This is a genomic window from Pseudomonas sp. BC42, assembly GCF_021560055.1.
Lineage (GTDB): Bacteria > Pseudomonadota > Gammaproteobacteria > Pseudomonadales > Pseudomonadaceae > Aquipseudomonas.
In genome coordinates this window covers 1,861,304-1,873,734 of the sequence record NZ_CP091067.1, presented here as the reverse complement: position 1 = coordinate 1,873,734, position 12,431 = coordinate 1,861,304, and the positions used below count along the sequence as shown (strand labels likewise).

The following is a 12,431-nucleotide window of genomic DNA, read 5'->3' as shown; positions in this document are numbered from 1 at the left end:
TTTCGCAGATACGTCAATATGCTTGACCTTAAAAACCAGACCTCGCAACAGGCCGCCATGGAGGCCTTCTTCTTTGGCTATCAGGCCTTCACCGCCAAGGCCGACGAAATGCTCGAACGCCGTGGCCTGAGTCGCGTGCACCAACGCATCGTGTTCTTCATCGCGCGCTACCCGGGGCTGAGCGTGAAAGAGCTGCTCAACCTGCTGGGTGTGAGCAAGCAGGCGTTGAACACGCCCTTGCGCCAACTCATGGAAATGCACCTGGTGGACAGCGTCGCCCCGGACAGCGACAAACGAAAACGCCTGTTGCAGTTGAGCGCCGATGGTGCGCGTTTCGAACAAGCCTTGCGCCGCGAGCAGGTCAAGCTGCTGCAACGCGCGTTCAGCGAAGCTGGAGAAAGCGCCGTCGACGGCTGGCTGGCGGTGAACCAGGCCCTGGCCGGAAAAATCGCAGACCTCTGACCCTGCCCTCCCTCGCCGTCCGCTCGGGCGGCGTCTATCGCACACGCACGACGGTCGGCCCCAGGGCATAAGCGGGGGCCGGTATATAGCCACGCCCTCAGATTTTTCGCACACAAAAGCAAAAACATTATTTGCTTTCTTTGTATACAAAAGCATAATTCGCCCGTGTGAGTTCTTGACCTGAAAGTCAACAAACCCCACAAGCCCTGCCTGCCTCAAAGAGCCGCCGCCCACCTTCTGATGCCCGGTTCTGGAAAAAACAATAAAACTCTTGAGGAGTACTCGCTGTGGAAAGCCGCAAATCCGAAGCCTCTCCGCTGGACCTCTCGCCCTCGCTGAACAGCGGCTGGCTGGAACGCATCTTCAAACTCAGGTTGCACGGCACCACGGTGAAGACCGAGCTGATTGCCGGTCTGACAACCTTCATCACGATGGCCTACATCATCTTCGTCAACCCCAACATCATGGCCGATGCCGGTATCGATCATGGCGCCGCCTTCGTTGCCACCTGCATCGCTGCCGCCCTGGGCTGCCTGTTGATGGGCCTGTACGCCAACTGGCCGGTGGGCCTGGCCCCGGGCATGGGCTTGAACGCCTTTTTCACCTACACCGTGGTCGGCACCATGGGCTACCACTGGGAAACGGCTCTCGGAGCCGTGTTCATTTCCGGCGTGCTGTTCATGATCCTGACCCTGTCCCGGGTCCGTGAATGGCTGCTCAACAGCATTCCGGTGAGCCTGCGCTATGCCATGGGCGCCGGGGTCGGCCTGTTTCTCGGCCTGATCGGCCTGAAAACCGCCGGCATCATCGTCGACAGTCCGGCGACCCTGATCAAGCTCGGCTCCCTGCGCGAGCCCGGCCCGCTTCTGGCGGCGATCTGCTTTCTGATGATCGCGGTGCTCAGCTACCACCGGGTGTTCGGCGCCATTCTGCTCAGCATCATCGCCGTGACCCTGGCCGGCTGGGGCATGGACCTGGTGCACTACAACGGTATTCTCTCCACCCCACCGAGCCTGGCGCCAACCTGGATGGCCATGGATATCGCCGGGGTGTTCAACGTCAGCATGATCAGCGTGGTCCTGGCCTTCCTTTTCGTGCACATGTTCGACACCGCCGGCACCCTGATGGGCGTGGCGCAGCGCGCCGGCCTGGTCAACCCCGACGGCAAGATCGAGAACCTGTCCCGGGCCCTCAAGGCGGACAGCGCCTCCAGCGTCTTCGGCGCCGTGGTCGGCGTACCGCCAGTGACCAGTTATGTGGAAAGTGCCGCCGGGGTGGCAGCCGGCGGGCGCACCGGTCTGACGGCAGTCACCGTAGGCGTGCTGTTCATCGCCGCCATGTTCTTCGCGCCGCTGGCGGGGATGATCCCCGCCTACGCCACAGCCGGCGCCCTCATCTATGTCGCGATGCTGATGATGGGCGGCATGGCCCACATCAACTGGGACGAAGCCACCGACAGCATTCCGGCCATCGTCACGGCAATCATGATGCCCCTGACCTTCTCCGTTGCCGACGGCATTGCCCTGGGCTTCATCACCTATGTGGTGCTCAAGGCCGGAACCGGCAAGCACAAGGAAATCTCCATCAGCCTGTATGTGCTGTGCGCAATCTTCATCGCCAAGTTCATTTTCTTGTAAATTGCTCCGGCTTCACCTGCCCCATCCCGCCGGATGGGGCTTTTGTGCATGGAGAGAACGTGATGAACCCGGAAACCTGGCTGTTGTTCAGTGGCGCTGCACTGGTGGTGATTCTGATCCCCGGGCCCTTGTCCTTGCTGATGATCAGCAACAGCCTGAACCATGGCCTGCGCCGCTCCTACCCGGCGTTTCTGGGTGGCGTGCTGGCCTCGATCTGCCTGTTGAGCGCATCGGCCCTGGGCCTGGGGGCGGTGTTGATGGCCTCGGAACAGCTGTTCAGCACCTTGAAGATCGTCGGCGCGCTTTACCTGTTCTATCTGGCCCGGCAAAGCTGGCTGCAGTCACGGCAGCACAAGCAAGGCGCCGTGCTGATGGATGCCGCACCGATACCGCGCTTTCGTGCACTGTTCGGGCGCGCTTTTGTCCTAGGGGCGAGCAATCCGAAGGACATTCTGTTTTTCGCCGCCTTCTTGCCGCAGTTTCTCAGCGCCCAGCAACCGTTTATGCCGCAACTGCTGATCATGCTCGCCACCTGGACCCTGCTGGACCTGGGCTGCAAGCTGGCCTACGGCCTTGGCGCCCGCGGCGCCGCCGGCTACCTGCGCAGCGGCAAGGGCCAGAGTTGGTTCAATCGCCTCAGCGCCGGACTGTTCGGCGCGGCTGGAGCTGCATCCCTCCTGAGTCGTTGACACGCTTGTTGCCAACCCGCCAATAGCCACCTGCACCGGCGGCACTTTCAACGGGACGAAAAAAAGCCCGCAGTGTGAGCGGGCAAGGACCAAAAGAAGCTATTTGCGCAGGATTCTTGGGGGTAAGTCCTAGCTTCCTCTGTAGGTCGAATAGCTGTAAGGCGAGATCAACAGCGGCACGTGGTAATGCTCCTGCTCGGCACTGATGCCAAAACGCAGCACCACTACATCCAGAAAGGCCGGCTGCGGCAGTGGCACGCCTCGGGCGCGGTAGTAGTCACCGGCATGGAACTGCAACTGGTAGACCCCGGAGCGGTAGTCTTCCCCCTGCAGCAAGGGACTGTCGCAGCGGCCATCACTATTGGTCAGGGCGCTGGCGACCAGTTCCAGCTGCGTCCCTTCAACCCGATACAGCTCGACCTTGATAGCGCTGCCAGGGCAGCCATGTGCGGCATCCAAAACATGTGTAGTCAAACGTCCCATTGATTCTGCGTGCCTGTCGCCCAATGAGTGAACAGGCCTCGCGCCTCCCGGAGTCAGTGATTGAAAGGGGACCGCGGCGTTTCAGCAGTGAAAAGGCTGCGGAGAGGTTCCGATTAAGACATTTTTCAAAAAAATTGTACACAACAATAATCACAAATATGCCCACAACCGGTGCCCTCCCCGGCAACCTGCGAATCGCCCTCCAAACCTCAGCAGCAGGCGACTCTCCAGGCATAAGCTGACCAACCGGGCAAGTTTCTTGCAAGCAGGATTCCTCGTGACAAAAGCGGAAAAATGCAAAAAATCGGGCTTACAAACTGAATATAAATTTGTATACAATCGCCCCATCGCAGTGACGCCCACCTGGCTTCCCGGCTTCAGGTTCCGCCACGCCACCGTTATCACGAACAAGAAGGAAGACTGCAGTGAGCGCTGACTACCCTCGCGACCTGATCGGTTACGGCTCCACCCCTCCTCATCCTCACTGGCCGGGCAATGCCCGCATCGCCCTGTCCTTCGTGCTCAATTACGAAGAAGGCGGCGAGCGCAACATTCTTCATGGCGACAAGGAATCGGAAGCCTTTCTGTCGGAAATGGTTTCGGCGCAGCCGCTGCAGGGCGAGCGCAACATGAGCATGGAATCGCTTTACGAGTACGGCAGCCGCGCCGGCGTCTGGCGGATTCTCATGCTGTTCAAGGAATTCGACATTCCGCTGACCATCTTCGCCGTGGCCATGGCCGCCCAGCGCCACCCGGACGTGATCCGCGCCATGGTCGAAGCCGGTCACGAGATCTGCAGCCACGGCTACCGCTGGATCGACTACCAGTACATGGACGAGGCCCAGGAACGCGAGCACATGCTCGAAGCCATCCGCATCCTCACCGAGATCACCGGCGAGCGCCCCCTGGGCTGGTACACCGGCCGCACCGGCCCGAACACCCGGCGCCTGGTGATGGAGGAAGGCGGTTTCCTCTACGACTGCGATACCTACGACGATGACCTGCCCTACTGGGAACCCAACAACCCTACCGGCAAGCCCCACCTGGTGATCCCTTACACCCTGGACACCAACGACATGCGCTTCACCCAGGTGCAAGGCTTCAACAAGGGCGACGACTTCTTCCACTACCTCAAAGACGCTTTCGACGTGCTCTACGCCGAAGGTGCCGAAGCGCCGAAGATGCTCTCCATCGGCCTGCACTGCCGCCTGATCGGCCGCCCTGCACGCCTGGCTTCGCTCAAGCGCTTCATCGAGTACGTCAAAGGCCATGAACAGGTCTGGTTCACCCGCCGCGTCGACATCGCCCGCCACTGGCAACAGACCCATCCTTACCAGGGAGCGACGAAATGACCGCCTTCCAGAGCCTCAAGCCCTCGAGCCTGAGCCGTGAAGCCTTCGTCAAGGCCTTCGCCGACATCTACGAGCATTCGCCGTGGGTGGCTGAAAAAGCCTACGACCTGGGCCTCGACGCCTCCGTCGACCAGATCGAAGGCCTGCACCAGCGCATGAGCGATATCCTCTTGAGCGCCGATCACGCCGCCCAATTGGCACTGATCAACGCTCACCCGGACCTGGCCGGCAAAGCCGCCGTCCAGGGCCAGCTGACCGAAGCCAGCACCAACGAACAGGCCGGTGCCGGCATTCACCAATGCACGGCCGAAGAGTTCCAGCGTTTCACCGAGTTGAACGATGCCTACAAGGCCAAGTTCAAGTTTCCCTTCATCATGGCGGTGAAGGGCAGCAACCGGCACCAGATCCTCGCCGCGTTCGAAACCCGCATCCACAACACCGTGGATACCGAGTTCAAATGCGCGCTGGCCGAGATCAACAAGATCGCCCTGTTCCGTCTACAGGCCCTGTAGCGGCAGCTCAGCATCCCCGCTCCGCTTGAGGCCGCCGTCGCCGGCAAGCCGGCGGCGCCAGGGGATGATGAACCGACACCCTTATCAGAGAACATAAGAAGAACAGCATGCGCACATTAGTGATTGAACCCCTGAGCAAAGAAGCCTTCGCCCCCTTCGGTGACGTAATCGAGACCGACGGCAGCGACCACTTCATGATCAACAATGGTTCGACCATGCGCTTCCACCGCCTGGCGACGGTTGAAACCGCCCAGCCGGAGGACGAAGCGATCATCAGCATCTTCCGCGCCGACGCGCTGGAAATGCCCTTGACCATTCGCATGCTGGAACGCCATCCGCTGGGCAGCCAGGCCTTCATCCCGCTGCTCGGCAACCCCTTTCTGATCGTGGTCGCGCCACTTGGCGATGAACCTGTATCAGGCTTGGTCCGCGCCTTCGTCAGCAATGGCAGGCAGGGCATCAATTACCATCGCGGCGTCTGGCACCACCCGGTGCTGACGATCGAAAAGCGGGATGACTTCCTGGTGGTTGATCGCAGTGGCAAAGGCAATAACTGCGATGAGCATTTCTTCAAAGAGGATGAGCGTTTGATCCTCGCCCCCCACCAATAAGAGAAGGCCTGATCACTCGACAACAAGAGTGACAGGCAAGAGGTAAAGACTGTGGAAGCACATCTGTTGGAATGGCTCAACCTGAGCGTGCGTTGGGTACATATGATCACTGGTGTGGCCTGGATCGGCGCATCGTTCTACTTCGTCTGGCTGGAGAACAACCTCAATCGCGTCAACCCCAAGGACGGCCTGTCCGGCGACCTCTGGGCGATTCACGGTGGCGGTATCTATCACCTGGAAAAATACAAGCTGGCCCCTCCCTCGATGCCGGAGAACCTGCACTGGTTCAAGTGGGAAGCCTACTTCACCTGGATGTCGGGGATCGCCCTGCTGTGCCTGGTGTTCTACTACAACCCGATGCTCTACCTGGTGGCTCCCGGCAGCGGCCTGACCGGCCCTGAAGGCGTGGCCATCGGGATCGGTGCGCTGATCGCCGGCTGGTTCGTCTACGACTTCCTCTGCGACTCGCCACTGGGCAAGAAACCCGCCCTGCTCGGCTTCATTCTGTTCCTCCTGCTGATCGGCGCCGCCTATGGCTTCAGCAAGGTGTTCAGCGGCCGAGGCGCGTACCTGCATGTGGGTGCAATCATCGGCACCATCATGGTGGGCAACGTGTTCCGCATCATCATGCCGGCCCAGCGCGCGCTGGTGGCGGCGATCGCGGAAAACCGCACCCCCGACCCGACCCTGCCGGCCAAGGGCCTGTTGCGTTCGCGTCACAACAACTACTTCACCCTGCCCGTGCTGTTCATCATGATCAGCAACCACTTCCCGAGCACCTACGGCAGCCAGTACAACTGGTTGATCCTGGCCGGGATCGCGGTCCTGGCAGTGCTGGTGCGTCACTACTTCAACACCCGTCATGACAGCCACAAGTTCGCCTGGACCCTGCCCGTGGCGGCGCTGGGCATGATCTGCCTGGCCTATGTGACCGGTCCGACGCCAGCGCCCAGTGCTGCGGACGTGGCCAAGGCCCCTGCCCAGACCCAGTTCCAGCCATTGCCGGAAACCGCCCTGGGTGGCAAACCGGCAACCACGACCGAAGCTCAGCCAGCACCAGCACCAGCGCCAGCTGCGCCTGCCGCGGCCAGCGCCCCGGCGCAGGCTTCGAATGCCGGCCCGGCCTTCGACAAGGTGCACAGCGTGATACAGGAGCGTTGCGCGGTCTGCCACTCGGCCAAGCCCACCAGCCCGCTGTTCAGCGCCGCGCCTGCCGGGGTGATGTTCGACACACCGGAACAGATCCGCCTGCAAGCTGCGCGTATCCAGGCCCAGGCCGTGACCAGCCAGATCATGCCGCTGGGCAACATCACCCAGATGACCCAGCAGGAACGTGAATTGATCGGCGCCTGGATTGCCCAGGGGGCCCAAACCCACTGATCAGTGCCTGCACCCAGGCTGCTTCGCGAGCAAGCTCGCTCCTACAGAACCGGATTCATCTGTAGGGGCGGGCTTGATTGCCGTCAGCCGTCCAAGATTCGTCCGCGGCAAACCCGTTGCGCACCAAGACGCAGCGGTTAAATCACAAGAATAAAAAGATTCGAGGTGTTGCATGTCCGATTCATCCGAACAGTGCGTCCCCGCCGCGCCCGCCATTGTGCGCTTGCCTTTCCTGCAACTGATCCTGGTGGGGCTGCAACACGTTCTGCTGATGTATGGCGGTGCAATTGCGGTGCCGCTGATCATCGGACAGGCCGCGGGCCTGAGTCGTGAAGAAATCGCCTTCCTGATCAATGCCGACCTGCTGGTGGCCGGAATCGCCACCATCGTCCAGTCGATGGGCATCGGCCCCATGGGCATTCGCATGCCGGTGATGATGGGGGCCAGTTTCGCCGCCGTAGGCAGCATGGTGGCCATGGCCGGCATGCCCGGCATCGGCATGCAGGGCATCTTTGGCGCCACCATCGCCGCAGGCTTCTTCGGCATGCTGATGGCGCCATTCATGTCCAAGGTGGTGCGCTTCTTCCCGCCCCTGGTCACCGGCACGGTGATCACCTCGATCGGCCTGTCACTGTTTCCGGTGGCGGTGAACTGGGCCGGCGGTGGCAGCAGTACCGCGCAGTTCGGTTCGCCCATCTACCTGACCATCGCTGCACTGGTGCTGGGCACCATCCTGCTGATCCATCGTTTCATGCGTGGTTTCTGGGTGAACATTTCCGTGCTGATCGGCATGGGCCTTGGCTACGTGCTGTGCGGCATGATCGGCATGGTCGACCTCAGCGGCATGGCCCAGGCGCCCTGGCTGCAGGTTGTCACCCCGCTGCACTTCGGCATGCCGCAGTTCCACCTGGCCCCCATTCTGTCGATGTGCCTGGTGGTGGTGATCATCTTTGTCGAATCCACCGGGATGTTCCTGGCCCTGGGCAAGATCACCGGCCAGGAGGTCACCCCGCGCATGCTGCGCCGTGGCCTGCTGTGTGATGCCGGCGCCTCGTTCTTCGCCGGTTTCCTCAACACCTTCACCCACTCTTCGTTCGCCCAGAACATCGGCCTGGTGCAGATGACCGGGGTGCGCTGCCGTTCCGTGACCATCGTTGCCGGCGGCCTGCTGATCATCCTCAGCCTGCTGCCCAAGGCGGCATTCCTGGTGGCCTCGATTCCTCCAGCGGTACTGGGCGGCGCAGCCATCGCCATGTTCGGCATGGTGGCCGCCACCGGGATCAAGATCCTCCAGGAAGCCGATATTGGCGACCGGCGCAATCAACTGCTGGTGGCGGTGAGCATCGGCATGGGCCTGATTCCCGTGGTGCGCCCGGAGTTCTTTGCCCACCTGCCACTGTGGATGAGCCCCATCACCCACAGCGGCATTGCCATGGCGACCTTGAGCGCCCTGGTGCTGAACCTGCTGTTCAACATTCTCGGGGGCACCGAGCGCGCCATCAGCAACGCTGAACAGGCTCACCAGCATTAAGGCTTGACCAGGGCGCCGGACCGGCGCCCCGATCCCTGCCTCACCGCGCATGCATGAGTGCAGTGCTCGCCAGCCCTGTACCGATCACTGCCCAACAACGCCGCGCCTTGAAAACAAGAATAAACAGGGAGCCCGCCATGCAGCCTGCACCAGCCCGACAAATGTCCGCCGCTCACCCACTTGCGGCCACCCACTGCGCCCCTGATGGCGGGTCGTCCGCGCGGTTTCTGCGCCTCTCAGCACGGACAACGCGCTGAGATGTGCGGTCTGCCTGCCCCAAAGTGGCTGCCAGTGCGCTGTTGCAGAGCACTTGAGCCCTGCCGTGGGAGCCAGTATTCTCCGCGGCCGCGCAAATCCGGTCTAAAAAAAAGCCCGGATGAAAAACCTGACCTGAAGGCCAACTTATCCCGGCCAGGACAGGTCTCGAGGCGCACGAAATCAATGCTCGAAACACTCTCGTTCGACTGTATTGCTACAGCCGACCGGGAGTTTTTTTGCTTTTTTTCGGCCTTGGCTCAGCTCTTGCTACCAGCAACAAAGCTGACCGATCGGATGGTTTTTTAAAGCAAAGAAAAAAGGCGCCATACCAGAGCGCCGAGCCATAAAAACGTGGAACTACCTACTTGGGAGCAACCGAATGAAACCGATGTGCAAGAGCCTGATGTTGGCCGCCAGTGCGCTGGTGGGGGGACAGGCCGTGGCTGGCGACCTGTTGCAGTGGCAGAACAACAGCCTGACTTACTTGTACGGCAAGAACTTCGAGGTCAACCCGCAGATTCAACAGACGGTGACCTTCGAACATGCCGACGCCTGGAAGTACGGCGACAACTTCTTCTTCCTCGACCGGATCTTCTACAACGGCAAGGAAGACGGCAACGTCGGCCCCGACACCTACTACGGCGAGTTCTCGCCACGCTTGTCGTTCGGCAAGATCTTCGACCAGAAACTGGAATTCGGCCCGATCAAGGACGTGCTCCTGGCGTTCACTTACGAATTCGGCGAAGGCGACAATGAGTCCTACCTGATCGGCCCGGGCTTCGACCTGGCAGTACCGGGCTTCGACTACTTCCAGCTGAACTTCTACCAGCGTCACACCGAAGGCAGCCGCCCGGGCGACAACGTCTGGCAGATCACTCCGGTGTGGTCCTACACCATTCCCGTGGGCCGCTCGGACATCCTGATCGACGGATTCATGGACTGGGTGGTGGACAACGACCAGAACGCCAAGGGCACCTACCACGCCAACCTGCACTTCAACCCACAGATCAAATATGACTTGGGCAAGGCACTGAACTGGGGCGCCAAGCAGTTGTACGTCGGTTTCGAATACGACTACTGGAAGAACAAGTACGGTATCGAGGATTCGCGCAACTTCCAGACCAACCAGGACACTGCCAGCCTGCTGGTCAAGTACCACTTCTGATACCCCGTGAGACGGCCGGCCCTCATGTTCCGATGAGCGCCGGCCGCTCAGGCTGATGGGAAAGCGCGATGCTGCCTATCAGGCAAGACGTGATCCGGAGTCCCGCCAGAATGCCGGATCGGCACTCTTGAGCCGTTCCACCGCATTGTGGATGTGGCTCAGCGCTGCCTGCCGCGCCCCTTCGACATCCCGCGCGGCAATGGCCCCATAGACCGCGAAATGCTCATCGCGCACCGAATGCGCCAGATCCCGGCGCCGCTCCTCATTGGAGCGGGTAATGCGGATCGCCTCCTTGATGAACTGGGCAATGAACTCATGCAATGAGGGATACAGCGGATTGCCGGTGGCCTGGGAAATCGACAAGTGAAAGGCCAGGTCCTGTTCCACGCCGTCCTGGCCGGCTTGCTCGGCCACATCGATGGCCAGCAGCGCCTGATGGATCGCCTGCAGTTGCTCCGGGGTATGCCGCTGCGCAGCCAGCGCCGCCGCCTCGCCCTCGATACCACGTCGCAGTTCAGTCACTCGCAGAACCGCCTCGATCGACCCGCGTACATCCAGATCGATAGTGAAGGCCTTGATATGCGCGCCCTCGCTGACCACGGTGCCGCTACCTTGGCGCACCTCCACCAGCCCGGCCGACTTCAAGCGCGAAATCGCCTCGCGGATGACCGTGCGGCTGACCCCGAAACGCTCGCACATGACCGGCTCGGTGGGCAGCCGCGAACCCGGCAGGGCCTCGCCACTGGCGATATGCGCCTTGAGTGCCGCAGTCACTTGATCCGCCAGGGTGCCCTTGGCCGCATCCTTGAGCGTCGCCAGGGAATCGACGGCGAGGGAAGAGTTGTCAGGCTTGGACATGGGTATCTCTGTATTCAAAGTGGCTAACGGTACTGCATTTCATGCACGCCGTCCCGTTCGGTATCTGGTCGTTGAATTCGTATGATGTATTATGATATCTAAGACACCTCAGCAAGTCCGATAAAAACAAAATCACCCAAATACAAGAAAAAAGGATGGGTAAAGACATGACTGAATCACTGTCGCAAACTGCCGCCCGCTCCCCCACCACCTCCTTTGAAGACCTGGCTTATCGCAAAGTCGCCTGGCGCATCCTGCCGTTGCTGCTGCTGTGCTACCTGGTGGCCTACCTGGATCGGGTCAACGTCGGCTTCGCCAAGTTGCAGATGTCCGAAGACCTGCAATTTTCCGAAGCGGTCTACGGGCTGGGCGCGGGGATTTTCTTCATCGCCTACTTTCTGGTGGAAATTCCCAGCAACCTGATCCTGCATCGGGTCGGTGCGCGCCTGTGGATCGCTCGCATCATGATCAGTTGGGGCATCATTTCCTCGTGCATGGCTTTCGTCAGCACCCCTACCTCCTTCTATGTGATGCGCTTTCTGTTGGGCATCGCCGAGGCCGGGTTCTATCCGGGGGTCATCCTCTATCTGTCGTACTGGTTCCCTTCCAACCGCCGCGGCAAGATGTACGCCCTGTTCGCTACCGCGGTACCGCTTTCGGGGTTGATTGGCGCGCCGCTGTCCGGTTGGATCATGAGTGCCCTCAATGGCCACCAGGGCTTTGCGGGCTGGCAATGGATGTTTTTCCTCGAAGGCTTGCCGTCGATCCTGGTGGGCGGCCTGGTGATCTACTGCCTCAACGACCGTATCGCCGACGCGGGCTGGCTGACCCACCAAGAAAAAAACCTGCTGCAGGCCCGAATCGAGGCAGAGGCCGACGGCCATCAGGTTCACAGCGTCAGGCAAGTGTTCGGGCAACCCCGGATCTGGCTGCTGACCGCCATCTATTTCTGCATGATCGCCGGCTTCTACACCGTTGGCTTCTGGCTGCCCTCGCTGATTCGCCAGGCCGGGGTCAGCGACGTGTTCGAGGTCGGCATGCTCACGGCGATTCCCTATGCCGCGGCAGCGCTGACCATGGTGCTGATCTCCCGCAGCGCTGACCGCTTGCGCGAACGCCGCTGGCATTTGGCGCTGACCGCTGTACTTGGCGGTATCGGCCTGATGATTTCCGCCACCTGGAGTGACAACTTCACGGTATCGATGATCGGCTTGACCCTGGGTGCCATGGGCGCCTTCAGTACCCTGCCGCTGTTCTGGAGCCTGCCCACGGCCTTTCTCGGCGGCACCGCGGCCGCCGCCGGCATTGCCTTGATCAACTCCTGGGGCAACCTCGCCGGTTTCGTCTCGCCTTACTTGATGGGCTTTCTCAAAGACCTGACCCAAAGCACCACCATCGGCATGTACGTCATGGCCAGCGCGTTGTTCATCGGCGCCCTGCTGGTCTTCAAGATTCCCGGAAAACTCGTCAATCGCTGAACAGTTGGAGCCACT

General features: G+C 60.9%; 12 protein-coding genes. 10 read left to right on the top strand and 2 right to left on the bottom strand.

The window, feature by feature from the left end; genetic code table 11:
- The first annotated feature begins 18 nt into the window (after positions 1-18).
- The 3 genes from L1O02_RS08950 (at position 19) to L1O02_RS08940 (ending at position 2,788) form a co-directional block, all read left to right on the top strand.
- On the top strand, positions 19-462 hold the full coding sequence (locus tag L1O02_RS08950) for a MarR family transcriptional regulator (protein WP_108546095.1): 444 nt from the start codon (positions 19-21) through the stop codon (positions 460-462).
- Between the two features lie 287 nt (positions 463-749).
- Positions 750-2,099, top strand: a complete 1,350-nt coding sequence (locus L1O02_RS08945; protein ID WP_060840494.1) for an NCS2 family permease — start codon at positions 750-752, stop codon at positions 2,097-2,099.
- Positions 2,100-2,161: 62 nt separating this feature from the next.
- Complete coding sequence (locus L1O02_RS08940; protein WP_129406374.1) at positions 2,162-2,788, top strand: LysE family translocator; 627 nt, start codon at positions 2,162-2,164, stop codon at positions 2,786-2,788.
- A gap of 129 nt (positions 2,789-2,917) precedes the next feature.
- Here L1O02_RS08940 and uraH read toward each other — a convergent pair whose 3' ends face one another.
- Positions 2,918-3,271 carry a hydroxyisourate hydrolase gene (gene uraH / locus L1O02_RS08935; protein ID WP_060840496.1) on the bottom strand — a complete coding sequence of 118 codons (354 nt, stop codon included), beginning with the start codon at positions 3,269-3,271 and terminating at the stop codon, positions 2,918-2,920.
- 425 nt (positions 3,272-3,696) lie between these two features.
- On the opposite strand from uraH, the gene puuE reads away from it, so the two are divergent.
- The 6 genes from puuE to L1O02_RS08905 all read left to right on the top strand — a co-directional run bounded on the left by puuE (position 3,697) and on the right by L1O02_RS08905 (position 10,080).
- Positions 3,697-4,623 (top strand): allantoinase PuuE, encoded by a 927-nt coding sequence (puuE, locus tag L1O02_RS08930; protein WP_108546097.1) that lies wholly within the window; start codon positions 3,697-3,699, stop codon positions 4,621-4,623.
- Positions 4,620-5,135, top strand: a complete 516-nt coding sequence (gene uraD, locus L1O02_RS08925) for a 2-oxo-4-hydroxy-4-carboxy-5-ureidoimidazoline decarboxylase (protein ID WP_060840498.1) — start codon at positions 4,620-4,622, stop codon at positions 5,133-5,135. The genes puuE and uraD overlap by 4 nt, the downstream gene beginning before the upstream one ends.
- Before the next feature lie 107 nt (positions 5,136-5,242).
- Positions 5,243-5,746 carry an ureidoglycolate lyase gene (locus L1O02_RS08920; protein ID WP_016962791.1) on the top strand — a complete coding sequence of 168 codons (504 nt, stop codon included), beginning with the start codon at positions 5,243-5,245 and terminating at the stop codon, positions 5,744-5,746.
- Positions 5,747-5,797: 51 nt separating this feature from the next.
- Entirely contained in the window at positions 5,798-7,126 is a 1,329-nt protein-coding gene (locus L1O02_RS08915; protein ID WP_060844327.1) for a urate hydroxylase PuuD, read from the top strand.
- Positions 7,127-7,298: 172 nt separating this feature from the next.
- Positions 7,299-8,657 carry a nucleobase:cation symporter-2 family protein gene (locus L1O02_RS08910; RefSeq protein ID WP_060840500.1) on the top strand — a complete coding sequence of 453 codons (1,359 nt, stop codon included), beginning with the start codon at positions 7,299-7,301 and terminating at the stop codon, positions 8,655-8,657.
- A gap of 637 nt (positions 8,658-9,294) precedes the next feature.
- The gene (locus L1O02_RS08905; protein ID WP_108546098.1) at positions 9,295-10,080 is read left to right on the top strand and encodes an outer membrane protein OmpK; all 786 of its coding nucleotides are present in this window, start codon (positions 9,295-9,297) and stop codon (positions 10,078-10,080) included.
- Positions 10,081-10,158: 78 nt separating this feature from the next.
- On the opposite strand, the gene L1O02_RS08900 is transcribed toward L1O02_RS08905, so the two are convergent.
- On the bottom strand, positions 10,159-10,944 hold the full coding sequence (locus L1O02_RS08900) for a FadR/GntR family transcriptional regulator (protein ID WP_047305657.1): 786 nt from the start codon (positions 10,942-10,944) through the stop codon (positions 10,159-10,161).
- Between the two features lie 161 nt (positions 10,945-11,105).
- Between L1O02_RS08900 and L1O02_RS08895 the strand changes: the two genes are divergently transcribed.
- Positions 11,106-12,416, top strand: coding sequence for an MFS transporter (locus L1O02_RS08895; protein WP_108546099.1), 1,311 nt, complete (start codon positions 11,106-11,108; stop codon positions 12,414-12,416).
- The last annotated feature ends 15 nt before the right edge of the window (positions 12,417-12,431 follow it).

What these genes read in the sequence shown, in the direction of transcription:
- L1O02_RS08950 (WP_108546095.1), top strand. Translation starts at nt 19, where the DNA reads ATGCTTGACCTTAAAAACCAGACCTCGCAACAGGCCGCCATGGAGGCC.
- L1O02_RS08940 (WP_129406374.1), top strand. Translation starts at nt 2,162, where the DNA reads ATGAACCCGGAAACCTGGCTGTTGTTCAGTGGCGCTGCACTGGTGGTG.
- uraH (WP_060840496.1), bottom strand. Translation starts at nt 3,271, where the DNA reads ATGGGACGTTTGACTACACATGTTTTGGATGCCGCACATGGCTGCCCT.
- uraD (WP_060840498.1), top strand. Translation starts at nt 4,620, where the DNA reads ATGACCGCCTTCCAGAGCCTCAAGCCCTCGAGCCTGAGCCGTGAAGCC.
- L1O02_RS08920 (WP_016962791.1), top strand. Translation starts at nt 5,243, where the DNA reads ATGCGCACATTAGTGATTGAACCCCTGAGCAAAGAAGCCTTCGCCCCC.
- L1O02_RS08910 (WP_060840500.1), top strand. Translation starts at nt 7,299, where the DNA reads ATGTCCGATTCATCCGAACAGTGCGTCCCCGCCGCGCCCGCCATTGTG.
- L1O02_RS08905 (WP_108546098.1), top strand. Translation starts at nt 9,295, where the DNA reads ATGAAACCGATGTGCAAGAGCCTGATGTTGGCCGCCAGTGCGCTGGTG.
- L1O02_RS08895 (WP_108546099.1), top strand. Translation starts at nt 11,106, where the DNA reads ATGACTGAATCACTGTCGCAAACTGCCGCCCGCTCCCCCACCACCTCC.